The following is a 22,395-nucleotide window of genomic DNA, read 5'->3' on the forward strand; positions in this document are numbered from 1 at the left end:
TCCACTTCCGATTCTAATTATCCAAGATACTCTTTATAAAATTCATCCAACTTATCAACTGCTTTATTCACAGCCTCTGGTTAGTCATAAAGTTGGTAATGAGATACACCATCTAATACCAACAAATCCTTGTGCTTTGAAGCTGCTCGATCATAAACTTCCATTCCAGTCCTGTATGAACCAAACGCACCAACAACATTTCACACAACGATTTGAAGTGGTTAAGTTAATAACTTTGCTGCCAGGTGAACTGCATCGAATCCAAGTACCCCCGCTAAACTAGTAAATCGTAATTTATTAGGTGAGTACTTGTCCTCGCCACGAGGAGTCCGATAGTAGTCAACTGCTTCAATGTAATCAACATCAGTATAACCAGCTTGCTGTAATTCTTCCGGTGAGTTAGGATTCCACTGAGTAATCATTGGATCAGCACCATTGGCTTCAGCAGTTCTTTGCCTAGCAATGTTGTCCAACGTAGCCAATAATTGGTCATCTGGTCCAAAGGTTTCTCTATAAACCATTCCAACATTAGCTGAAGCAACCGCGCCAACAGCAGCGATTCGCTTATCAGTCTTGGCGGTGTTGAGCGTATAACCACCACTGGCGCAGATCCCTAATGCCCCAATCTTTTTATCATCTACATATGATAATGAGTTCAAGTAATCAATCGCAAAACTAATGTCTTCTGAACGTTGACCAGGGTTTTCAACAAATCTTGGTTCCCCTTCACTTTGACCTTGGTATGAAGAATCAAATGCTAAAGTAATGAAGCCACGGTTTGCTAATTTGTCCGCATAAATTCCAGAAGTTTGGTTCATATTACTACTGGTTGGGTGAGTTACCACAATTGCGGCATACTGCTTACTCTCATCAAAACCTTCTGGGAGGTACAACGTCCCCGCTAAATCAAAGTTATAAGTTGGAAATGAAACCCGTTTTTTATCAGTCATATTATTTCTCCTTTGTTATTACACTTGTGTGTTTTACTACACACGTGTATAATAACGACAGATTAAATAACTAACAACGGACAATTTACACACACTGTGCACTTATACACATAAAAACAAAGATGTGTATCATCTGGAGGATACCAAATTGCAAAAACCTATGGATCGTAGAGTTCAACGAACACAAGAGTCTTTAAAGACCGCCTTTACAACTCTACTTGGAGAATACGATTTTGACGACTTGTCAGTCAAAATGATTACAGAAAATGCTAATGTGGGGCGCAAAACATTCTACCTCCACTATTTAGATAAATACGATTTGATGGACGCCGTAATTGACGAATACTTTGAAGAACTGGCGGACGCCTGCAAACTAGATAAGCCCTTAGAATATGTTGATAAGACTAAAATCTGGTTTGATTTCTTTGACGAACGCCGCTCAGTGTTCAAAAAGCTCTTTCTGAGTAAGGGCTCATACTCGTTTAGAGATAAGTTCCTTAAATTCACTAGCAATGAACTGATTAAAAAATCTGACTTCAAACCATCCGAGGACTTCAACATTAAAATCCGCTTCTTGAGTTGTGGAGTTATCGGAATCATTGAATCTTTTGTGTTAGGTACAATCACTCAAGACGTTTCTAAACTTTCTGAGCAGATTGCTGAACTAATATATGGTAATTTAGGACTGAAAGTCCCAAGAAGCTAATATTAGGATATTAATATTAATCAGCACTGTAATTAATATCAGTAGCTTAATATCAATATTAAAGAAAAAAATGACGGATATATTATTTATATCCGCCATTAATTTATTAATGGTTATTTGACTAATAAATTAATATTAGTCGGGAAATCGCTAATATTAAAGCTTTAATATCCACCAAAGTATCCGCAACAAGGCATAAGTATTTAGGAAAAAAGCCAAGAATATTAAGATTCCAATCGGCAGATATTAATCTCTTAATATTAATAATTCCCCTACTAATATCAGTCTTCTAATATTTAATTAATGGCAAAACATTACTAATATCCGGCATTAAGATCCTAATATTTTGTTATTAACAAGTTAATATTAATTGCGCCAATCGTTAATATTAGAATCCTAATTGGTGGAAAAACAACAAATTAAATACCTGTGAATATTAAAGTATTAATTGCCAGATTATTAATCTGCTAATATTAGTATTAACAGCAAAAATGGCGGATATATTATTAATATCCACCATTAATTTATTATGCATACAAAATAATTTATTTGCTCGGATTTTCGACGTAAACTAATTGATTAGTTTAAATTTAAAAAATTTTATTTATGGCGGAAATGTAAGGTTGAAGTATCATAACCAAGGTATAAGTTATTACTGTTCTTAAAATACAAACCGACCGATTCATAAATTCCATTAACTGCAAATGTCCCGTATTTGTGGGCACCGTTCTTTACATATCGATACTTAATCCAGTCATTCTTATGCCCATTACGATAAGTGTCTGTAAAGTATGCGTGGTATTTGTAGGTCTTAATCATCATATGCCGCGATGGTAAAGTCCAAATGTGACGATAGGCTGCAGGTAAGGCAACTACCTTGGCTTCCGCAGTTGTTGATGGTTGTCCCAATAATACCAACTCAAATGTGCCAAGCAAAGTGGCAGTACTAATCCAAATCTTCTTCATAAAAACACCCCTTTGTCTTAAAGAATAGCACTGGGTATAACAACTGACCAGATAAAGTTAATCCTCTTGGGATACCTTTTTTATTATCCAGCCTTTCAGCCCCACCTTTTACTTAAATTAAATCGGCAGTACAATAATAGTAATTTGGAGGGGAAACTTATGAAAAAAACAGTTTTAGCTTTATTGGTCAGCGCTGGGTTATTTGGGGGCTTGACCATCACATCAGCAAACACTGAAGCCGCAACTTGGCACCAAGGAACGCCTAAGGCTTTACGAGGTACTTGGAAGACCAAACCGAATAGATTCTTCGGTAACGTAGTTTTTACCATACGGATTGGAAAAAATTATAGTCACGCCATGGGTAGTGATCCTGATTTCTTGAACAAGGTCAAATACCAATACTTAGGTCATCATTACTATAAAATTCGTGGTATAGAAACAGTTTACAGCCACAAACCAACAACTCGATACTTCAAATGGGATTCCAAGCATCACATTCAGTACAACACCACCCGTTCGATGAAGTATGGAGAATCATATTACCGTTAAACATAGGCAACAAGAATTAGGGAGTTTTGTAATTTGCTTGGCAAATCAAGTACCCGTGAACATTTAAATATTAATATTATTATTTAAAGCAAAAATGGCGGATATATTATTATATATCCGCCATTAATCACTTAATATTTTATTATTAATATCCTAATATCATTTTGAACCGTCATTAATATTAGCTTCTTATTTCATTCATAACTTTTTGTGGGAACGCACTTTCCGCGCTAATCAGCCCGTCACCACTCCCGTGGCGGACTGATTAGTAAGCCTTAGTAGACGCGCGGTTAGGCCAAAAGAACTGGCGTGCTTACCGTGTTGCTACTACTAACCGTGGCTCAGTTTACTACAAGATCGTATCATTCGATAAGACTTACCGTGGCTGGATCTATGGTGGTAAGAGCACTTCAGCATTTGCTGGTGGTATCGCTTCATACGCTACTACTCAAGCTTCAAACGACAGCAAGGCTGACAACAAGACTACTTACAAGTTAGCTAACACTGTTGCTAACGAAAACAAGGTAATCTTTGCTCAACCAGCATGGTCACAATACAAAGTTGGTCGCGCTAAAGTTGGTGGAAACGGTGCCGTTATTGCTGATGCAAGCAAGTACAACGATGCTACTTTCACTCTTGCTAAGGCCGTTACTACTTCACGTGAAGGCCAAACTTGGTACCAAATCGCTAACTCATCAAACAAAGACATTGATGGTGCTTACGTATTAGCTGACAACGTTCAAGCTGCTAAACCAGCTGAGCCAGCAGTTCCTACATTGTCACAATCACAAACTGGTGTTCAATTCATTGATGCTGACACTGGTAAGGCATTGGGACAAAAAGTTCTAAACAAGCAAGTTAATGAAGCTGCAGCTCAAAATACTATCACAAACTACGCTAACCCCACAACAGCAAGCGTTGATCGTTACCTTAATGAACTTGGCTTAACTAACTATTCATTAGATGGATTGAATGCGGGTCAAGTAGCTGCAAACAACTCAGCTTTAGCAAACTCACAATACGGTTCATATACTAAGATTTTTGTTAAGAATCAAGTAACAGCATCTGTATTTAGTGGTGCCGTTAACCTTATGGCTGACGTTCATTATGGTATGACATCAACTAACGCAAATGGTAACCAAATCCTTGCAGATAGTACTTATGTACAAAACTCAAAGGGTCAAATTACTACTCTTGGCGAATTAAAGGCTGCATTTAAGTCAGCTCTTAAGGGTGCTACTGGCAAGTATGTTAACAGCCAAGCTGTATTCGATGCACTTAAGGCTCAAGGTTTAGATGATATTTACTTCCTATTCAAGACATCTGACAGTTCATTTGTTACACCAAACACTTTGAACAACAACCTTGTTGGCCAAGGTTTGATTGCTGGTCATGCAACAATTACACCTAGCCAAATTGCTTCTTCCCCACTATATGATCAATCTAAGGGTGGATTCCAAGTACAAACACCTGCTACTGTATTTACTTACACTGTAAATCGTAAGCACGTTGCTAACTTGGATGCATCACAATACCACAACACATTTAAAGACATTTTCAACTCAATTAACTAATTGAATTGAGTTGAAAAAGGGCCAACTTTTTGTTAAGTTGGCCCTTTTTTAGTATCTGATTTAAAAAACTAACACCTTGCTAGTTTTGTGTATTTGCATTTACTAGTACATAAGATTCAGATGATTAATAATAATAAAATCAAAAGAGATCGACTCAATTTGATATCTAAAATGGAATTAATTTTAGCTTAAAGCATCCCAAGTGTTTGAAATGTTTTTAACTGTAATAGGTGTCTTTGAAACTTTGAAGCTAACAGTTACAGAAGCGTCGCTGTCACCAGCATTGCCTTTAGCTGTCATGCTGTCATAAGTGTAGTGCCAAAGTTGTACCTTTTCACCTGGTGTGAATGGGTTAGCATTATCCTTAAAGCTACCGTTTCCATCGTTTGACTTAACTGCGTAGAAATCAGTCAAACCTTGTGCTTGAAGTGCAGACTTAACTGCAGCATCGGTGATTGTAGTTCCTTTTGGTAAGCGAAGTGCACTCGTAAATGCAGCTACAGCATCGTTATAAGGCTTTGCTGTCTTACCAGAATTTGCAATATAAGCATTCTTCAAAACATCTGTTTGTGCAGTGTTGTTAGCACCAGTGTTTTGAGGATCTTGATTATCAGTGTTAAATTTTGCTTTTGAAACAGCTTGTACGTTAGTAGAAGGAGTTACAAGGATAGTAATTTCTTTACCAAATTGAACGTTGAGGATATTTTGCAAGTTGTTTGCTCTTTGACCATGAGTCAATGCAGCATATGAATATGATGAAAGTGCTGATAATTGAGTGGTCCAGAAGTTACCAATTTGAACTTGATGGCCACTCGTTGACATACCACCAAGGTAAGCATCTATAGCTTTAAGCATGTTAACAGCGGTTGCATAGTTAGCTGTATTTGTAACAGTTACTTTACCAACAGACTTGCTTGTTGATGCATCAACAAAGTTAACACGTACTTGGTTAGCTGCAACAGGGGTTTCAGCTGGTTTAGTAGCTTGAACGTTGTCAGCTAATACGTAAGCACCATCAATGTCTTTGTTTGATGAGTTAGCGATTTGGTACCAAGTTTGGCCTTCACGTGAAGTAGTAACGGCCTTAGCAAGAGTGAAAGTAGCATCGTTGTACTTGCTTGCATCAGCAATAACGGCACCGTTTCCACCAACTTTAGCGCGACCAACTTTGTATTGTGACCATGCTGGTTGAGCAAAGATTACCTTGTTTTCGTTAGCAACAGTGTTAGCTAACTTGTAAGTAGTCTTGTTGTCAGCCTTGCTGTCGTTTGAAGCTTGAGTAGTAGCGTATGAAGCGATACCACCAGCAAATGCTGAAGTGCTCTTACCACCATAGATCCAGCCACGGTAAGTCTTATCGAATGATACGATCTTGTAGTAAACTGAGCCACGGTTAGTAGTAGCAACACGGTAAGCACGCCAGTTCTTTTGGCCTTGCTTGCTGTCCTTAAGGCCTGCAAGAGTAGTTGTAGTAGCTACCTTCTTGGCACCCTTTAAAGTACCAGCCTTAGTGTATAGTGCGTTTGATCCGTTAACGTTAACGTTACGAGTAGTAACATCACCGGTAAGGGTCTTGTTTGACGTAACTTTAGCGTATGACTTTGCTGAAGCATTAGTAGCATTTGCAGTACCAGCTGCTGCAAAGAAGCCTAAAGCTGCCAAACCAACAAATAATGATTTCTTTAAACTTGACTTCATTATCTTGTTTCCTCCAATATATATAGTTTTTACCGCTTTGTGTGACGGTACGGTTAATTTTACAGTAGGAATCGCAAAAGTACAATTGTTTTTCGAACTGAATTAACCTTACGTATGAAAGTATATAACCATCCCCACCCTCACGCAATAAATTTCAGAATAATTCACGGATTTGTTATAGTGGTAACAATAATGTAACAATTCACAAAAGCGTTTTCTTTGCGAACATAAAAGGGTTCACCAATTTGGCGAACCCTTTGCACAATTAAGCGTAACGTCTGTGTTCCATTAATAGAATGTAACATATTTTACTAATGATATTGATTATTATTTGCTAAGTTCTGAACCTACATATTGAGTGAACTTACCACCCTTTAGCAGCACCTTATCTTCGTAGTCAGAACCCGCTACACGATAGTCTTCACCGCCATCTTGGAAGATGTACTCAGTTGGGTATGGAGCGTAGCTATGAACGATATACTCGTCATCAGCAACTTGTTCCAGACGACCGTTGATCACTTTAAGGTCATCCCCCGAACCAACCACATATGTCTTCTGACCGAATCCATTAAGGTAGGCTACCATCTCTTCACCCATGTCCCAATCGGCGTAACCAGTGTCGCCTTCAGGGAAGAGTTTAGCGAAGATCCCCCCATCTTGAGCGAAGGCTGATTGACCAAAACGGTTTCTTGATAGGTCAGGACGGTTAATGTTCGGTCCTGCAATACTGAATGTCGAGGCAGCTTCCCCCTTCTTTAGTGGGCGATCAGTTGCGGTTGCTTCAGTATCGTATAGGTAAAGCATTGCGACAGTTGAGCGGTAAGCACCCTTCAGCAGTTCAGCGTCACCCAAGTTATCATAGGCAATCTGTGAGGCTGCAGAAGTGATACCACCCCAAAGTGAGTGCATCATGTATGACAATGCTTCCCACCATCTATCGGGAGCTTGAGCCCGAAAGTCATTGGAGTAGCCAATGTTGGCTCTTAATAGGCTTGCGTACTTCTTAGCGGCATCCTTGTGGCCAGACATACTGAGAGCCCCACTAGCTGGGCCGAAGCCAGCGTTGTCATAGAAGTGTTCAGTGATTGCGGCTTGGTAAGTGTCACTGGCTTTGTCAATCTTAGCAGTAATTTGGTTCCAACGTTCTTTGATGATTTCGTATTTGTCTGTTAGCCCACCCGCTTTAAGGTCGGCTAATAAATCGTTAATATATAGGAAGAAAACTCCTAACATTTGTGATTCTTCCTTGGCACGAGGGTCAGTGTGCAGGTCTGGGTTGACCCGAAGATCGAACACATCAGCAGCCCATGAAAGGTACTCTTTTCCTGAGTTGAGTTTCAAGACACTATCATCGAATTTAGATAATAGGTAGAAGACGTGGCCGATGTACTCGAAGTCCATACAACGGTAGAAGTCGCCGTAGAGTTTACGAGGGTTAAAGAAATCCCCGTCAATGAACCACTTTGGCCGAACGTAATTAACGACACTCAGCTCAACCTTTTGAACTTGTTCGGAATTCAAGTGACCCACGTTTAGCAAGTTTTGTTGAAGTACTAAACTGAGTTTTCCAAGCGACTCCCCTTGATTAGAAAGTGGCTTGTAGCTGTATGGTACCTCAGCACCAGCCCCTTGGTACAGTTCGTTAGAGATGTACTCTACCCGGTCGTTAAGCACGTCAGCAAGTGACTTGGTAACGTTGTAGATCAACATGTCTGAAGTTCCGTCCGTGAAGACGACTTCCACCTTGTGTTCGCCAGCAACGTGGTTGGTAAAGGCAGCGACACCATTGCTGAATTTGTCAGTAACGTCAGTAGTGATTAGCTCGCCATCTGTGTTAGTGGTTACGGTCATCTTAGCGACTTCAAGGCCTGCAGGAAGTTGGACGTTGACGTGGATGTCAGTGCCTTCCTGGATCATTGGATCAGCGGTCACGATTGGGTGGCCTAGCTGATTACCAACTTCATAGAAGTTATCGCGGTCAGTGAAGTCTGCCATGATGAACTCCCAGGTCTTAGTTGAGTTAGCGGGAACTTCAATTCCAGCTTCACTGTAGATCCAGTCGTTCTTAGGGCCGTTACCTTCTGGGTAGCCACCAGCAAAGACAATCTTGTTGAAAAGCATGCCGTCTAACGATGGTGACACGTTTTCAAAGAAGAGGTTCGTTTAGTCACAGTATGAACCGATTGAGCGAACTTCACCTTGGGTTTGGTAGAAACCTAGACTAGTGTTTTCACCATCTCGGCGCATGTTAGCTACCTTCGTGTAGTTGTTTGAGATGCTTGCGAAGAACGCTGAGGAGTTGTGAATATTTTTACGAACGTCCTTGTCACGGAACATTACATATGAAAATGGAATCCAAACTTCAAAGTCGCTAACATCTAAAGTGGCATCAGTACGGTTGGCGAGTTCGTAGTGAACTTGAACGTTGCCGTCAGCGTTTTGGTACATAATTTTAAAGTCAACGTTATCGTTAATTGCGTAGTTAACTGTTGTTGTGTCGGTTGTTTGTTCAACTGCAGGGGTAATGTCAGTACTGATGATTGACTGGCCGTTGATTACTCCTGAGAATTCTCCGAATAACTTATCGTCATCGTGGTAACCAGCGTCTGCCAAGTAGTCTGGGTCAATAACCCAGTTCATCTTGTGAGCGTCAGTAGTGTTTACTAATTTAATGAGGTTGCCCCGTTCGTTAAAAGCAAGGTCATAATTTCCAATTCTCATAGCAGTCTCCTTAAGTTTAATTTGTTAATAAGAATTGTAAACGATTTCAAAAGTTTTCAAATAGAATATAATAGACACAATTTATAAAAAATAACAGTCGCTACTTCGACTGTTTAAATTTACTGTTACGATATGCGGTTGGTGATTTTTTCTTGTTTCTTAAATACAGTGGAGAAGTAGTAAACATTTTGGAAGCCGACCTCTTCTGAAATCTCTGAGACTGACTTGTCAGAATTAAGTAGTAGGTTTTTGGCTTCATCGATGCGAACTCGCGTCAGATACTTATTGGGAGTGATGCCATAGGTGTTCTTAACGCTACGGATAATGTACGACTCGTGAGTATGGAACTGTTTAGATAGTAGTTCGTTGTTGATTTCATCAGCGTAATTATTCTTGAGGTACTTGATGACCTGACTGGCAAGACGTTGTGAACTGGTAGCCACTTCGACATTTGACTGCAGGTATTGAAGAACGTTGATGAACTGCTGTTGGCTTCGCCAGAACCCAAGCTCGGCGTTTTCAAAGCTAGATTCGAAGATAACGTCGATTTTGTCAGTTAGCCCAGACAACTCGCTTAGATCCTGCTGTTTGTTGAGATATAATGTTAAGTCAGGAGGTGAGTAGTGAAGGTTGGGTACTTCGATCTTGCTTGGTTGCCGAACTGGATGATCAGATTGCTTCCAATTACCAGATACATAGAAGTGTAGCCAGTAGTAATCGGTCTCCTCCTCCACGGGTTTCCAGGAATAATGATGGTGCATGGGTTGGAGGATAAACATTTGGCCTGGTTCAATAATGTAGTCATTGTCATCTTCACTTAAATAGAGGTGACCCTTTTCCAAAAGAATCATCACAAAGTATGGTAGGTCGTCACCATCAGGGTGGTTATCCCCCTTAATAAAGTGGGCAATTCCTCCCTCAATGAAGACCGGCATTGGAACGCATGAGATTGATAACACTTGATTGGATTCCATTAACTTACTCCTTCGTGTGTTATTTTTTATAAATTATAAATTGAATATTGCATTTTATATTATACGCTTTCAGTTTATATTTTTAATCAAAAGAAAACGCTATCACATAAAAATGTAAGCGTTTATATTATTTTTGGGAGGAAACATTATGGAAACTTCACACAAAGTTGCTGCAAAGACAGATACTACTAAATCAAGTCGTCTGCCCCTACACAGGGTACTAGCCTTTGCAAGTACCGATACCGCTGGTAATTTACTCTACACCACAGTTACTACATTTATTCTTTACTACTACACTGATGTATTTGGGATTTCTGTTGGGGCCGCCGGAATTATTCTGTTAGTTGCCCGAATCCTAGACGCATTCGATGCTCCAATCTGGGGGTTCATTATCGATCACACTCACAGTAAATTCGGTCAATCTCGTCCATGGTTCTTATGGATGGCGGCACCATTTGCAATCTTCTTTGTAATGACATTCTGGAGCCCAGACATTTCTCAGGGCGTTAAGTTCATTTACGCACTAGCAACTTACATCCTATTTGGAATTTGTTACACCGGAGTAAGTACTCCAATCAGTGCTATCTTGCCTAACTTATCCAATGATTCTGACGAACGAATCAAGTTAAACTCATTTAGAATGATTGGTGGTAACATTGGTTTCTTCATCACTGCTTCATTCACACTTACCTTCGTTAAAGTTCTTGGCGGTACTAACGCCGTTGCTGGTTGGCGCTACAATGCAATTATCTTTGGTTTGATTGGATTTTCCCTTCTGTTATTCGCCTTCTCAGGAACTAAAGAAATCAACACCGAAAAAGTTAAACCATTACCTATTCTTCAAAGTATCAAGTCAGCTAAGAGTAACTGGCCATGGTTCATCTTAGTCATTGCCTTCGTGTTCTACTGGTTAGGTAATGCCTCACGTTCAGCCGTATTGATCTACTACAATCAATACAACTTAGGCCACAAGGAATTCGCTTCAGTATTGAACGCTTTGATTATGTTCCAAATTCTGGGAATGGTATTGATTCCATTCTTGGTTAAGAAGTTTAGTAAGACACACGTATTAATGTTTGGTTTAGCACTTGCCGCTGCCGGATCAGTTGCAACTAGCTTGGCAGGTAATAGCTTCATCTTGCTCGCCATTGCTTGGTCAGTTGCCTCAGTTGGTACTGGTATCTCTGTCTCAATGCCATTCGCAATGTTAGCCGACGGTGTTGACTACGGTAAATGGAAGAACGGTATCCGTGCTTCTGGTTTCTTAACTGCCATTAGTAGTTCATTCGCCATCAAGATGGGTTCTGGACTTGGTGGATTCATTCCGTCAATCATCTTGGAAAATGCTGGTTACAAGGCAGGTGCTACGCAAACTGCCTCAGCACTTTCAGCAATCAAATTCTCATTTGGTTACTTACCAGCAATCTTCTTCATCATTGGTGCAATCGTAATGGTTATGTACAGCAAGTACGAAAAGATGCAACCACAAATTAAGGCTGATCTTGATGTCCGCCACGCTGAAGATAAATAATTTGATTAACCTAAGCAGGTGTTAAAACTCTCCTAAACCTGCAAAAAATGCCCACTGAGACCAATTTCTCAGTGGGCATTTTTTAGTTTCGAGAGGTGTTTTTTAGTGTTTGATATTAAGTTTCTTTAGCCAGTGATTACTTACGATTGTCGAAAATTGAAGCGTGAGTAGTTTCTGTGTAACGTGCAGCCAATGGTTTAGCGTACGGATTAATGCCGTCATTGTCGAACATTTTCAAAGCAGCAATCTTATCCATTTGGGCGCGAGCAACTTGCTCAGACACGTCAGTACGTGCGTATGCTAGTTGCAAAGTCTTAACTTTTTTGTCGCTTGATTCAAAGATTAATTCTAATTTACTCATTTATAGTTCCCCCAGTATTCTTATTCCACACCAACGTGATCAGTAGTTGCAATAGTTGCGTCAATAACGCGGTCGCCAGTAAGTTCTTTAAGGACTCCGGCGAAGTCGACGATTTGGTCAGCAGATACGTTTTGAGCGATGTGTGCGAATGAGTGCTTAACACCCTTTTCGTGACCTTCCCCAACAAATGTATAAGTGACGTTTGACTTCATCCAAGCTCTATTTGACATAATTGACTCTCCTTTATTAGTTAATGTAAGTGATTGGCCAACCCTTACATCTATTAGTAACAAAATAAGGTGCCAAAAGTGTTGCCCCTAAATTTTAATTTGTTTAGCTTTTCGGATAACCCCTTCTTTCCATTTGTACACAGTCGAGCGATTGACCGTGTATTCACGGGCAATTTCCGTGTTATTCATTCCATACTTATAAGCAGCTAATAGGTACCGTTTCTCGCACTCGGTGCATTTATCCATCAACTGGGCAAATACTGCGTGGGTGTCATACTCAGTTTCAAAACGGTGTTCTGCTGGAATATCGAACAGTTCATCTTGTTCAGATGTGGTCTCGTCAGGTACGTACTTATGGCTGTTTAATGTACTTTGTTTCTTTAGATAGTTAAGCATTGTCCAGTACACCTTTTGGTAGATGTAAACTAGGCGTTTCTTCTCGCTGTCAGTCGGTGCCTGTGGGTATGCGTTGACGAATGCCAGTCGCCCCTCCTGAACCATATCATCGTAATACTCGTGGTTTGGTCCGATATGTAGGCGGCGCAGGACGCCGAAGATGATAACTTCATGGTCTCCGGCAACTAGAAATTGGAATGCTTCATTATATTGTTCTCTGACGTTCTCGTGAATCATCTTGAATCTCCTCATAAGTTTGAATTGATCCAAGGGCCCTTGTCACGAGATATTAGTATGGAGGAGATGGAGTGGGAGAACTATGGGGGAGATTTTAGACGTGTGAACGTGGTGCTAATGGGTTTTGAAGGTTGGACTGGTGAAAAGCGTTGGGAGTTTTTGAGGATAATTGAGTGATGGTTGTTCTCATTGCCACATAATCCGCTGATTATTCAAAAAGGCGTATCAACCAGCAGTGAAATTGTTGTTAGACATTTATGTCTTACAACAAGGTCAGACTATGAGACTTTTTAAAGGCTCATAGCTGTGCCCACTGCATTCCGTTGATACGCCAAAAAGAATAATCAAAGCCACCCATAGAATAATCAAATAGCGAAAAACGTCCTAGGCTATCTAGTTCACTTTCCCTCCCAATTGCGTTAATCTGTTTGCATTAAATGGAGTTTCAAGGGGGAAAACATGAATAACATTAGGAAGAATCCATGGCTTGGTTTAGCCGCCATTGGGCTATTGACCGTCATGGAAAACATTGATGCGTCGATTGTTAACATCGCAATGCCCATCATTTCTAAGTCGCTTCACGTACCGTTGAGCCATACCGCATACATTTCAATTATTTATATGGTTGTTTTATCCGGGTTACTAATTTCCTTTGGTCGTCTTGGTGATATTGTCGGTAAGACCAAGGTTTTTAAATCTGGCACGTATGTATTCATCCTGGGTTCCTTAATGGCCAGCTTCAATCTCGGGTTTGAATTTCTACTTCTTGCCCGAGTCGTTCAGTCAATTGGCGCTGCCGCCACCCTTTCCAATAGTTACGGCATCATCTCACAAATCTTCAGTCCTGACCAACGTGGGCGGGCAATGGGAATCAACACGATTTTTATCTCGGCTGGCTATGTCGCGGGACCTGCGCTTGGTGGAATTCTCCTGCAGGTGTTCCCATGGAATTCAATTTTCATGATCAACATCCCCATCGGAATTATCGCCATCATCATGAGTTGGCTCTTCTTGAATTTAGATGATGAAGCCACCAAATCCGGTAAATTCAAGTATGACTACGCTGGCTCGGCACTGCTCTTCATCAGTATTTCACTATTCTTTACAGCACTAGAGCTTGCCCAAAGTCTTGGGTTTGAAAATTTGATGGTAATTGGCCTATTTGTTGGATTTGCCATCGTCGCCATCGCCTTTTGGATTGTCGAGCAGGATGTGGATGCACCCACCCTGGATTTCTCACTATTTAAAAATCCAATTTATAGTACCGCCCTATTTGTCGGTGCTCTGTCACCAATCGTGAACTCATTATTTAGTTTTATATTTCCAATCTACCTTCAAAGTTTTAGAGGAATCAGCGTTGGCATCACCGGTGCATTGGTATTGATTTCGCCAATCACCACGGCGATTGCTGCACCAATTGGCGGCTGGATTGGTGATAAAACATCAAAGGAAATCATGATCATGTCTGGATTAGCATTCATGTTTCTTGCCCAGGTCGGTTATTACTTCTTTGACCAGAACACAGCAATTTCCTACATTATTGTGATGATTATATTAAACGGAATCGGAACGGGAATCTTCATTGCCCCAAACACAGCGACGATCATGTCACCAATTGCGAAGGATAAGCTGGGAGTTGCTGGGGCATCTCAAACTTTGGCGGTAAATCTGGGTAACATCATCGGAATTTCGCTAGCCTCCCTCGTTATTTTCACAACTATGAGCCACTTAGCTGGTTATAAGGTAAGCAGTTATTTGCCAAGCCACCCAGAATGGTTCATTTACGGAACTCGACTGACATTTATTGTGGCAGCTGGGCTGATGTTGTTGGGGGATCGTGATAACGGCGTGGAGAGTGTTGAGGAAGATGGAAGTTAAGTAGAAGAGTTAGTTGGAGAAAAGGAAAAGCACTTCCGGTGAGGGAAGTGCTTTATGTTTATCGATGATAATAATAACTAATTGAGTTGCCGTAAGGGCTCCAAGATCTCAATGCCACGCGGCCGTTGTGATGAACACGTTTTAAGTACCAGACGCCATCGGAGTGAGCTGCCCCAATTTTCCAATACCCTTTTGGAGTTTTATGACTGCTACGATACAAAGTTGGTATTTTAGTTCCAGAAATGTATCGTCTTCCCGACACTCCCCATGATCCTGATTGCTTGCGGCCATTCACATAATCCGCAACGTAAAATGTATACTTGGTCATTTTGATAAATTGGGTGCCATAACTTCCCTTTGAAAACCAGCGACCTCTCAACGATGTTGGAACTGTTACAACTTTAGCCTGAGCATCAATCTGACCAGCAACTGTAGTTAAGCTTAATACGACAGCAAAAGTTAACACTAAAAGTTTTAGTTTCTTCATAAATATCTTCCCCCACTAATTATTTAAATAACGGATACAATTCCTTCTTATAGGTTGCATGCGAAATCTTAGTTAACAAAGTCTTTTGATGATTATCATTCATTAACAACTTGTGCTTAGATACTTTTACGGTCATGGTTCCCGTTCCACCACCAAGTGCGTATGTTCCCTTAAACTTATAAACATGGTTCCCTAAATAATGGTACTTAACATGGTAAAAGAATGGTGAGCCACTATCGAACTGAGGAAAATTCTTACCATTTTGATGTGTGACTGCCTTTAACATGGTAGAAATGGTTGTTCCAGAAAATGATGTATAGACATAGTTATTGTAGTAATAACCAGATTTGATTTTTTTGCCACCTGTGTGAGCTTTCCAATAGCCCTTAACAGACTTAGGAATTCCTTTATGCCATGTAGCGGCATCAGCTACTTGAGTACCAGCAAATGACACAACGTCCACAGCAGCAAGTGCTATTAATCCTGTATTTAACTTCATAATTTTCTCTCCCAATCTTATTATGTATTACTCATTTGTATTTTACCCCTGTTTTAGGAAGATACCTACACCAATTTTCTTGTCCACCTCGGCCTTTCATGCCATACTAAAACTACAATTTCTCGAAAGATGGTGATTCCTTTGGCAACAATCAAAAGCATTCGCTTGGGAAACTTCATCTAAAAATAAAACTCCTCAGTAACGTCTAAATACGTTACTGAGGAGTTTTTATCTTTGTTGCCGTAATCATTCAAAAAAGCCATATCCACTGCGTTCACACAGTAAACGTCAGGACTGAGCCTGGCTTCACCAAGCCTCAGTTACTGTCGTTTTTGTGGGGGCTCACGAACGAAATCAAGATTTCTAGTTCACTCCCATTGATATAGCTAAAAGAATGATTAACTTAAACATGTTGATATAGATAAAAGAGCGATTATCTTAAATCTGTTTATATAGCTAAAAGAATGATTATCTTAAATCTGTTTATATAGCTAAAAGAATGATTATTATAAAAAAGGATCCCGAAGGATTCCTTTTTTAAGCAATTGTTTTTGTTCCAATCTTTGCTTTATTTAGTAGTACCGAACTCGTCACAACTGACAATGAACTAAACGCCATCGCTAACCCTGCCAACTCAGGACTGAGTGTCATGCCGATAAAGTAGAAGATACCGGCAGCAACTGGGATTCCCAGTACATTGTAGATGAATGCCCAGAACAAGTTTAACTTGATTCGGTTAAACGTCTTGCGACTGAGTTCAAGTGCCTTGGCAACGTCACGAAGATCGTTCTTAACCAACACAATACCACCCGATTCAATTGCGATATCAGTTCCTGATCCCATCGCAATTCCAACATCAGCAGTACTTAGTGCGGGAGCATCATTAATTCCATCACCGACAAAGGCAACTTTGCCGTCAGCCTGCAATTGTTTGACGTGGTCAGCCTTATCGCCTGGCAGCACATCAGCAATCACTTTGTCGATACCGACTTGATCAGCGATTGCCTTAGCAACCCGCTCATTATCACCAGTCAGCATAACCGTTTCTAACCCTTTAGCCTTCAATTCAGCAATGGCAGCCTTTGAAGTTTCCTTAGGGGTATCTTGAATTGCAATCAAACCGATAATTTGGTCGTCAGCGGCCACGTACACCACTGTTTTAGCTTCGTTTTGCAATTGGTGAGCTTTGGTTTCAAGCTCCTTAGTCATCGAAACTCGGCCGATTAGTTTGTCATTACCAACCATCACGCTCTTACCCGCAACAGTCGCCTTAACTCCCTCGCCCCGAATGGCTTCGAAGTTAGTCGCAGCCTCAGCAGTAATTGCTTTATCAGCTGCTTCATTCATAATAGCAGTAGCCAATGGATGTTCTGATGATTCTTCAAGGGCGGCAGCCAAACTGAGAACTTGGTCAGTGTCACCAATCACATCAGTAACTTCTGGCTTACCAACGGTAATGGTACCAGTCTTATCAAACACAACGGTTTTAACGTCGTTAACTTCTTCGAGAACCTCACCATTTTTGATTAAGATTCCCATCTTCGCACCACGACCAGTTCCAACCATCAGAGCAGTTGGCGTTGCCAATCCCAAAGCACATGGGCAGGCAATCACAACAACTGACACGGCAAAAATCAAGGCATTAGCGACAGTTGCGCCAATGAAGACGTACCAAACTAGGAAGGTAACGATGGCTAGAATCAATACGATGGGGACAAAGATATCGGAAATCTTATCAGTCAAATTTTGAATGGGAGCGTGGCTGTTTTGTGCCTTCTTTACCATTTCAACGATTTGAGCCAACATAGTGTCTTCGCCGACCTTGCTAGCTTCGAAGGTAAAGGTTCCGGTATTGTTAATGGTTGAGCCAATAACTGAATCCCCAGCTTGCTTGGTGACTGGCATGCTTTCACCAGTGACCATTGATTCGTCGATTGTTGAAGTTCCATCAGCGATAGTTCCGTCAACGGCAATCTTTTGCCCTGGTTTTACCCGAATGACATCACCGACCTGAATCTCAGAGAGTGGCAACTTTACATACTTACCATCGCGCAAAACTTCGGCGTCTTTGGCTTGTAAGTTCACGAGCTTTTCAACGGCATTAGATGCGTTATTTCTCATCCGCTCTTCAAAGACCTGACCAAGTAGCACGAAAGTTGTAACGAACGTAGCACTTTCGAAGAATACTGGTTGGCCTGAGATCATGGCGTAAATACTGTAGAAGTATGCGGTGGCTGTACCAATCGCCACCAACGTATCCATGTTTGAGTGGTGTTTTTTAAATGATGCCCAAGCACTTTGGAGAAACGGACGGGCTGAAATCAGCATCACCACGGTGGTAAGAGCCAACATTGTCCATTCACCACCAGGAAGCATCCAGCCAAATAGTGGTTTCAAGATCATCTCAGCCAGCATTGGCAGTGAAAAGATCAGTGAAACCCAGAACCTAGTCGCAATTTTCATTATTGAATCACCACTTTCCCATGGAACATGTCCATGCCACAACTGAAGTCAAATTCACCAGCCTTGTCAGTAGAAACTTCCACCGTTTTGATTTCGTTAAGTGGGAGGTTTTCTTCAAAGCCCAACTCGTTAGAGTGAACAACATCTAGACAGCCCTGTTCGTTAGTTCGTTTGAATGAAATTTCTGCTGGAACACCCTTCATTAACTCCACGATTTGTGGTTGGTAGCCCTTATCAACAATTACCTCAACGTTTTGCTTTTCTGTACTCATTTTAAATTCCTCCATTATTCAATAATTAATTTGCCGTGGAACATATCCATACCGCAAGCCCATTGGTACTCGCCGGATTTACTGGTATCGATTTTGACGGTTTCTTTTTCATTTTGTGGTAATTCCTGATTGATTCCAAAATCCGAAAGCACCACCCGATCTAAACAACTTGAAGCGTCTTTTCTGGTAAAGTTCAACTCAGCGGGAACACCCTTTTTAAGGACAACCACTTCTGGTGAGTAACCCCCGTTGACTTCGATGTCGACGATTTGGTTGTTATCGGTGACGTTAGCAACTTCTTCTGCCGCTTCGTGTTTACCGAAGAACCACCAAACGATAAAACCGATGATGGCCAGTCCTGCGATTAATACTAAAATTTTGATCATTGTTAGTTCCTCCTAGTCAATTTTGCAGCAGTCAGCACCATGATCCATGCCTGGCATGCAGTTGCACTCAACCATGTCGGGCGCTGTCTTTGATTTTTCAGCTAATAGCTGTTGTAAATTTTCAATGTCAGCCTTGCTTAATGGGCTGGTTTGCACGAGGTCAGCGATGACCGAACCTTTGCGCATATCACAGATGTTGTTGAACATGTCGCTGGCAGTTGCCTTCATCGCATCCCCTTCAGCAATCGTTGGGTGATAGATGAACTTTCTGCCCTCTTTGCTAGTAGATAAAGCGGTCTTCTCAACCAATCGGCGAAGCAAAGTCTTGATGGTTGACTCTGTCCAATCCTTTTCCAGTTGAATGGCGTTAATAACTTGATTGCTGGTAGCCTCACCAAGCGTCCAAACGATTCTCATGATTGACCATTCTGCGGTGCTCATTTCAGTTGCGGTTGTGTTCATATTTAATCTCTCCGTTTCGTTTACATCTGTAAACCTTGATTCTAATTTACACCCTACGTTTACAGTTGTCAACGTAAAATCCAAAATAAAAGGCAACCACACCTTTCCTAGAAAGTCATGATTACTTAGCCTCACTATTTAAATGCATCCAGCTTTTTAACTGGGTGATCAATTCTAAAGTTACCGATGGTTGCTCCAGGTTGTGCCGGTACCATCCCAAGAATTTTATAATGTCCTGGACCCTTCACAGTCAAAATGTCCTTGTGTGGCGGGATTGGTCCGACGATGGTCAAACAACCAGTTTCGTCAGCCAATTCAACATTGGGATTAATCTCTTCATCGAACAATGCTTCGTATTTCTTTCCAAATCGAGAATAATTATCCCCGTACACCCAAACAAATGTCTTCTCAACACACTCCATCGTCTAATCAACTCCTTTGACTCCACAACTATTGTCACCGTCAGTATAGTTTATCTGACTTTAGTTCTAAAGAAATAAGTCTGAAGAGTTGTTGTCCCTATTAGCAGTTTTAGTAAAGAAAAAAGGACTCCTATACGAAGCCCTTCTACTTATAACAATTATTTTTGAAAATTATTCTTTACGTACTGGTCAACTGAAACCATGGCACCAACTACATCCTCAGCAGACACCTCGAATGGCATTTCATGAATTGTTTCGTCTTTAATTGTCGCCTGTTCACCAACCTTTAATAAATCGTCTTGATTTACATCTCCGAGATTTAAATCATCAAGAGTCGTCGGAAGCCCAATCTTCTGATTAAATTTAATAAACTTGTCTAGTTCTTCAGAAGGGACATTGTCTAACATTAATTCACATAGATACCCGTAGGCCACCTTCTCACCGTGCAAAATCTTTTTGCCATCAACTTTCAGTGCAGTGAGTCCATTGTGAATCGCATGAGCTGCCGCCAGACCAGAGCTTTCAAATCCTAAACCGCTTAATAACGTATTTGATTCAACCACTGTTTCTAAGGCTTGGGTAACGACATTTCCATTTACTGCCGCAACTGCCTCAGCTCCATGCTTAAATAGATTGTCTGCGCAGGTCTGTGCAATAGCTAGCGAAGCAAGTGTTGGAGCTTCCCAAAGCATTGATTTATTATAACCTCGGGCTACGTCCTGTGCTTCAATATTTGTTGCCATTGCATCACCAATTCCAGCAACTAACAATCTCGTCGGTGAGTTAGCAATCACTCTAGTATCAACTAACACTAAATCAGGATTTTTATCATAAAAAGCATACTTACTAAATTTACCATCAGGCGTATAAATTACTGAAAGTGCAGAACATGGTGCGTCTGTCGACGCAACGGTTGGTAAAGCAGCAACTGGAAAACCAATTTGATCAGCAACGTTCTTAACTGTATCAATAGCCTTACCGCCACCTAGACCGATAATAAAGTCGGATTCCTCACTTTTAGCCACATCAACTATTCTAGAAATCTCTTCTTCAGAAGATTCACCATTGAACCCTTCTCGTTTTACTGTAAAACCATCATCAATCATTGATTTACTAAGTTCTTTCCCAATTATTTTCCAAACAAAATCGTCGCAAATCAACAATGGCTTGTTTCCAAGATTTTCCATATACTTCTTAGGCGATTTGAAAACATCTTCTCCCTGTACATATCTAGACGGACTTGCAAACATCCGTGTTTTCATGGAGACCCTCCCCTTACTTTTAGTTCCCATTTAATATTGACATTATAAAACAGCTTATTCAGAAATAAGTGAATTTTGACTGCTAATCAAGAAATCCCAACGGGTATCCCTGTCCCGCATACTGCTCATCTTCCTTGGCCACAAACATATAGAAGATAAACTGGTTGTAGCCAATCTCGTCGATGGTTTGATCAACGATACTATCACTACCGCCATTAACTCCCCCGATAAAATTTGCCCGCAGTTATTCCAAGGTGATAATGCCGTACTTGTGGCGTTCGACAGCGTCTGTGTGGGTCATATGTAAAACTTGATTGATGTCTAAACCTTCCATAGCGAATCTCCTCTTTGGAGAATAGTATATCAGAAAACACGAACATATGTTCAGAAATTTAATTAATTTTAGTGTCCTTTCAAATGTAATTTTTTGCAAAATGAACGAATAAAAACAAAACTGACCGGCATGAGTCCAGTAAATTACCGAATTCATACCAGCCAGAAAGCTGCGTAAATATTTTACTCCAATTTTAAGGGTTCACTTCAGAACACTTTTTTATTTGAACGATGATTCTAATATACCGTCCATCCCCCATCTACCGGCATCACCACACCATTCACATAACTAGCTTCATCCGAAACTAAGAACAGTGCTGCATTGGCAATTTCTTCGGCAGATCCAGGTTCTGGTGATAAGCCCATACCGACCATTTGACGCTTCATACCGTGCTCATCCACGCCCTTCATCGACTCAGCAATGTTGGTCTTGATTCCACCTGGAGCAATCGTATTCACCCGAATGCCATCAGGTTCATACATATACGCAGTGTTCTTGGTGAGCCCAACCACTGCGTGTTTAGAAGCTGTGTAAGCAGCCCCAGCACGACCACCGTTGGTACCACCAACTGAAGCAATGTTCAAAATTGTCCCACTCTTTTGTGGTAGGAATGCATGAATTGCTTCACGAGTTGAGTACATGACACTGTCGGTATTAACAGCAAATACCTTTTGCCACATGTCATCGGTAACGTCCCCCGCTGCCGCCATGTTATCCATGATTCCAGCGTTGTTCACAACAATATCGAGTTTACCGTACTCCTTCTGAGCAAACTCAAACATTTCTTTGATGTTACCCTCATTGGAAACGTCAACTCTGATTGGCTTAGCATCCCCGCCAGCATCAGTAATGGCGTAAACGACTTCTTGAAGCCGTTCCTCATTCAGATCAGCGGCAACAACCTTAGCACCCTCCTTAGCAAATAACTTCGCCATTGAAGCTCCCATTCCAGAGCCAGCACCAGTAATAATTGCAACCTTATTTTCCAAACGACCTGTCATAATAATCCCTCCATTCTTTAATTACAAGTTCAGTAT

At 41.0% G+C, this 22,395-nt stretch carries 24 protein-coding genes; 5 read left to right on the forward strand and 19 right to left on the reverse strand.

Features of this window, described 5'->3' with window-relative positions; genetic code table 11:
- Nucleotides 1-221: 221 nt before the first annotated feature.
- Nucleotides 222-950, reverse strand: coding sequence for an alpha/beta hydrolase (locus tag PL11_RS01860; RefSeq protein WP_237047506.1), 729 nt, complete (start codon nucleotides 948-950; stop codon nucleotides 222-224).
- A 148-nt stretch (nucleotides 951-1,098) separates the two neighbouring features.
- Between PL11_RS01860 and PL11_RS01865 the strand changes: the two genes are divergently transcribed.
- A complete protein-coding gene (locus PL11_RS01865; RefSeq protein ID WP_052127667.1) occupies nucleotides 1,099-1,656 on the forward strand; it encodes a TetR/AcrR family transcriptional regulator in 558 nt (185 codons plus the stop codon).
- Between the two features lie 600 nt (nucleotides 1,657-2,256).
- Here the strand turns inward: PL11_RS01865 and PL11_RS01870 are convergent.
- The gene (locus tag PL11_RS01870) at nucleotides 2,257-2,622 is read right to left on the reverse strand and encodes a hypothetical protein (RefSeq protein ID WP_035165947.1); all 366 of its coding nucleotides are present in this window, start codon (nucleotides 2,620-2,622) and stop codon (nucleotides 2,257-2,259) included.
- Between the two features lie 159 nt (nucleotides 2,623-2,781).
- On the opposite strand from PL11_RS01870, the gene PL11_RS01875 reads away from it, so the two are divergent.
- Nucleotides 2,782-3,171: a hypothetical protein gene (locus tag PL11_RS01875; RefSeq protein ID WP_035165949.1), complete on the forward strand. Its 390-nt coding sequence runs from the start codon at nucleotides 2,782-2,784 to the stop codon at nucleotides 3,169-3,171.
- Between the two features lie 535 nt (nucleotides 3,172-3,706).
- On the opposite strand, the gene PL11_RS10330 is transcribed toward PL11_RS01875, so the two are convergent.
- Nucleotides 3,707-3,880, reverse strand: a complete 174-nt coding sequence (locus tag PL11_RS10330) for a hypothetical protein (RefSeq protein WP_191982079.1) — start codon at nucleotides 3,878-3,880, stop codon at nucleotides 3,707-3,709.
- A 67-nt stretch (nucleotides 3,881-3,947) separates the two neighbouring features.
- Between PL11_RS10330 and PL11_RS01880 the strand changes: the two genes are divergently transcribed.
- A complete protein-coding gene (locus PL11_RS01880) occupies nucleotides 3,948-4,745 on the forward strand; it encodes a hypothetical protein (protein ID WP_078256884.1) in 798 nt (265 codons plus the stop codon).
- A gap of 183 nt (nucleotides 4,746-4,928) precedes the next feature.
- On the opposite strand, the gene PL11_RS01885 is transcribed toward PL11_RS01880, so the two are convergent.
- The 4 genes from PL11_RS01885 to PL11_RS01895 form a co-directional block, all read right to left on the reverse strand.
- Nucleotides 4,929-6,443 (reverse strand): hypothetical protein, encoded by a 1,515-nt coding sequence (locus PL11_RS01885; protein ID WP_078256885.1) that lies wholly within the window; start codon nucleotides 6,441-6,443, stop codon nucleotides 4,929-4,931.
- A gap of 327 nt (nucleotides 6,444-6,770) precedes the next feature.
- On the reverse strand, nucleotides 6,771-8,585 hold the full coding sequence (locus PL11_RS01890; RefSeq protein WP_237047507.1) for a hypothetical protein: 1,815 nt from the start codon (nucleotides 8,583-8,585) through the stop codon (nucleotides 6,771-6,773).
- Nucleotides 8,586-8,606: 21 nt separating this feature from the next.
- Nucleotides 8,607-9,164: a hypothetical protein gene (locus PL11_RS10225; RefSeq protein WP_152638987.1), complete on the reverse strand. Its 558-nt coding sequence runs from the start codon at nucleotides 9,162-9,164 to the stop codon at nucleotides 8,607-8,609.
- A gap of 125 nt (nucleotides 9,165-9,289) precedes the next feature.
- A complete protein-coding gene (locus PL11_RS01895) occupies nucleotides 9,290-10,138 on the reverse strand; it encodes a helix-turn-helix domain-containing protein (protein WP_035165951.1) in 849 nt (282 codons plus the stop codon).
- Nucleotides 10,139-10,286: 148 nt separating this feature from the next.
- On the opposite strand from PL11_RS01895, the gene PL11_RS01900 reads away from it, so the two are divergent.
- Nucleotides 10,287-11,669 (forward strand): MFS transporter, encoded by a 1,383-nt coding sequence (locus PL11_RS01900; protein ID WP_035165952.1) that lies wholly within the window; start codon nucleotides 10,287-10,289, stop codon nucleotides 11,667-11,669.
- A gap of 136 nt (nucleotides 11,670-11,805) precedes the next feature.
- Here PL11_RS01900 and PL11_RS01905 read toward each other — a convergent pair whose 3' ends face one another.
- The 3 genes from PL11_RS01905 to PL11_RS01915 all read right to left on the reverse strand — a co-directional run bounded on the left by PL11_RS01905 (nucleotide 11,806) and on the right by PL11_RS01915 (nucleotide 12,893).
- Complete coding sequence (locus tag PL11_RS01905) at nucleotides 11,806-12,030, reverse strand: DUF2922 domain-containing protein (protein WP_035165953.1); 225 nt, start codon at nucleotides 12,028-12,030, stop codon at nucleotides 11,806-11,808.
- A gap of 20 nt (nucleotides 12,031-12,050) precedes the next feature.
- Entirely contained in the window at nucleotides 12,051-12,260 is a 210-nt protein-coding gene (locus tag PL11_RS01910) for a DUF1659 domain-containing protein (RefSeq protein ID WP_052127669.1), read from the reverse strand.
- 87 nt (nucleotides 12,261-12,347) lie between these two features.
- Nucleotides 12,348-12,893 carry a sigma-70 family RNA polymerase sigma factor gene (locus tag PL11_RS01915; protein WP_035165954.1) on the reverse strand — a complete coding sequence of 182 codons (546 nt, stop codon included), beginning with the start codon at nucleotides 12,891-12,893 and terminating at the stop codon, nucleotides 12,348-12,350.
- A 459-nt stretch (nucleotides 12,894-13,352) separates the two neighbouring features.
- Here PL11_RS01915 and PL11_RS01920 point away from each other — a divergent pair, with 459 nt between their 5' ends.
- Nucleotides 13,353-14,771 carry an MFS transporter gene (locus PL11_RS01920; RefSeq protein WP_052127671.1) on the forward strand — a complete coding sequence of 473 codons (1,419 nt, stop codon included), beginning with the start codon at nucleotides 13,353-13,355 and terminating at the stop codon, nucleotides 14,769-14,771.
- 58 nt (nucleotides 14,772-14,829) lie between these two features.
- On the opposite strand, the gene PL11_RS01925 is transcribed toward PL11_RS01920, so the two are convergent.
- From PL11_RS01925 to PL11_RS01965, 9 genes are all read right to left on the reverse strand, one after another.
- Nucleotides 14,830-15,258 (reverse strand): hypothetical protein, encoded by a 429-nt coding sequence (locus PL11_RS01925; protein ID WP_035165955.1) that lies wholly within the window; start codon nucleotides 15,256-15,258, stop codon nucleotides 14,830-14,832.
- A 19-nt stretch (nucleotides 15,259-15,277) separates the two neighbouring features.
- Nucleotides 15,278-15,757 carry a hypothetical protein gene (locus PL11_RS01930; protein ID WP_035165956.1) on the reverse strand — a complete coding sequence of 160 codons (480 nt, stop codon included), beginning with the start codon at nucleotides 15,755-15,757 and terminating at the stop codon, nucleotides 15,278-15,280.
- A gap of 537 nt (nucleotides 15,758-16,294) precedes the next feature.
- On the reverse strand, nucleotides 16,295-18,220 hold the full coding sequence (locus tag PL11_RS01935) for a copper-translocating P-type ATPase (protein ID WP_035165958.1): 1,926 nt from the start codon (nucleotides 18,218-18,220) through the stop codon (nucleotides 16,295-16,297).
- Nucleotides 18,220-18,492: a cupredoxin domain-containing protein gene (locus tag PL11_RS01940; protein ID WP_035165960.1), complete on the reverse strand. Its 273-nt coding sequence runs from the start codon at nucleotides 18,490-18,492 to the stop codon at nucleotides 18,220-18,222. The genes PL11_RS01935 and PL11_RS01940 overlap by 1 nt, the downstream gene beginning before the upstream one ends.
- Nucleotides 18,493-18,506: 14 nt before the next feature.
- The gene (locus PL11_RS01945) at nucleotides 18,507-18,878 is read right to left on the reverse strand and encodes a cupredoxin domain-containing protein (protein WP_035165962.1); all 372 of its coding nucleotides are present in this window, start codon (nucleotides 18,876-18,878) and stop codon (nucleotides 18,507-18,509) included.
- Nucleotides 18,879-18,890: 12 nt separating this feature from the next.
- The gene (locus PL11_RS01950; protein WP_035165965.1) at nucleotides 18,891-19,340 is read right to left on the reverse strand and encodes a CopY/TcrY family copper transport repressor; all 450 of its coding nucleotides are present in this window, start codon (nucleotides 19,338-19,340) and stop codon (nucleotides 18,891-18,893) included.
- A 134-nt stretch (nucleotides 19,341-19,474) separates the two neighbouring features.
- The gene (locus PL11_RS01955; RefSeq protein WP_035165967.1) at nucleotides 19,475-19,762 is read right to left on the reverse strand and encodes a hypothetical protein; all 288 of its coding nucleotides are present in this window, start codon (nucleotides 19,760-19,762) and stop codon (nucleotides 19,475-19,477) included.
- Between the two features lie 158 nt (nucleotides 19,763-19,920).
- Nucleotides 19,921-21,024: a glycerol dehydrogenase gene (locus PL11_RS01960; RefSeq protein ID WP_035165971.1), complete on the reverse strand. Its 1,104-nt coding sequence runs from the start codon at nucleotides 21,022-21,024 to the stop codon at nucleotides 19,921-19,923.
- A 570-nt stretch (nucleotides 21,025-21,594) separates the two neighbouring features.
- A complete protein-coding gene (locus tag PL11_RS01965) occupies nucleotides 21,595-22,359 on the reverse strand; it encodes an SDR family oxidoreductase (RefSeq protein ID WP_035165973.1) in 765 nt (254 codons plus the stop codon).
- Nucleotides 22,360-22,395: the final 36 nt, after the last annotated feature.

The sequence above is a fragment of the Lentilactobacillus curieae genome (genome assembly GCF_000785105.2).
Taxonomy (GTDB): Bacteria; Bacillota; Bacilli; order Lactobacillales; family Lactobacillaceae; genus Lentilactobacillus; species Lentilactobacillus curieae.

What these genes read in the sequence shown, in the direction of transcription:
- PL11_RS01860 (WP_237047506.1), bottom strand. Translation starts at nt 950, where the DNA reads ATGACTGATAAAAAACGGGTTTCATTTCCAACTTATAACTTTGATTTA.
- PL11_RS01870 (WP_035165947.1), bottom strand. Translation starts at nt 2,622, where the DNA reads ATGAAGAAGATTTGGATTAGTACTGCCACTTTGCTTGGCACATTTGAG.
- PL11_RS01875 (WP_035165949.1), top strand. Translation starts at nt 2,782, where the DNA reads ATGAAAAAAACAGTTTTAGCTTTATTGGTCAGCGCTGGGTTATTTGGG.
- PL11_RS10330 (WP_191982079.1), bottom strand. Translation starts at nt 3,880, where the DNA reads ATGTCTTTGTTTGATGAGTTAGCGATTTGGTACCAAGTTTGGCCTTCA.
- PL11_RS01885 (WP_078256885.1), bottom strand. Translation starts at nt 6,443, where the DNA reads ATGAAGTCAAGTTTAAAGAAATCATTATTTGTTGGTTTGGCAGCTTTA.
- PL11_RS10225 (WP_152638987.1), bottom strand. Translation starts at nt 9,164, where the DNA reads ATGAGAATTGGAAATTATGACCTTGCTTTTAACGAACGGGGCAACCTC.
- PL11_RS01895 (WP_035165951.1), bottom strand. Translation starts at nt 10,138, where the DNA reads ATGGAATCCAATCAAGTGTTATCAATCTCATGCGTTCCAATGCCGGTC.
- PL11_RS01900 (WP_035165952.1), top strand. Translation starts at nt 10,287, where the DNA reads ATGGAAACTTCACACAAAGTTGCTGCAAAGACAGATACTACTAAATCA.
- PL11_RS01905 (WP_035165953.1), bottom strand. Translation starts at nt 12,030, where the DNA reads ATGAGTAAATTAGAATTAATCTTTGAATCAAGCGACAAAAAAGTTAAG.
- PL11_RS01910 (WP_052127669.1), bottom strand. Translation starts at nt 12,260, where the DNA reads ATGTCAAATAGAGCTTGGATGAAGTCAAACGTCACTTATACATTTGTT.
- PL11_RS01915 (WP_035165954.1), bottom strand. Translation starts at nt 12,893, where the DNA reads ATGATTCACGAGAACGTCAGAGAACAATATAATGAAGCATTCCAATTT.
- PL11_RS01920 (WP_052127671.1), top strand. Translation starts at nt 13,353, where the DNA reads ATGAATAACATTAGGAAGAATCCATGGCTTGGTTTAGCCGCCATTGGG.
- PL11_RS01925 (WP_035165955.1), bottom strand. Translation starts at nt 15,258, where the DNA reads ATGAAGAAACTAAAACTTTTAGTGTTAACTTTTGCTGTCGTATTAAGC.
- PL11_RS01930 (WP_035165956.1), bottom strand. Translation starts at nt 15,757, where the DNA reads ATGAAGTTAAATACAGGATTAATAGCACTTGCTGCTGTGGACGTTGTG.
- PL11_RS01935 (WP_035165958.1), bottom strand. Translation starts at nt 18,220, where the DNA reads ATGAAAATTGCGACTAGGTTCTGGGTTTCACTGATCTTTTCACTGCCA.
- PL11_RS01940 (WP_035165960.1), bottom strand. Translation starts at nt 18,492, where the DNA reads ATGAGTACAGAAAAGCAAAACGTTGAGGTAATTGTTGATAAGGGCTAC.
- PL11_RS01945 (WP_035165962.1), bottom strand. Translation starts at nt 18,878, where the DNA reads ATGATCAAAATTTTAGTATTAATCGCAGGACTGGCCATCATCGGTTTT.
- PL11_RS01950 (WP_035165965.1), bottom strand. Translation starts at nt 19,340, where the DNA reads ATGAACACAACCGCAACTGAAATGAGCACCGCAGAATGGTCAATCATG.
- PL11_RS01955 (WP_035165967.1), bottom strand. Translation starts at nt 19,762, where the DNA reads ATGGAGTGTGTTGAGAAGACATTTGTTTGGGTGTACGGGGATAATTAT.
- PL11_RS01960 (WP_035165971.1), bottom strand. Translation starts at nt 21,024, where the DNA reads ATGAAAACACGGATGTTTGCAAGTCCGTCTAGATATGTACAGGGAGAA.
- PL11_RS01965 (WP_035165973.1), bottom strand. Translation starts at nt 22,359, where the DNA reads ATGACAGGTCGTTTGGAAAATAAGGTTGCAATTATTACTGGTGCTGGC.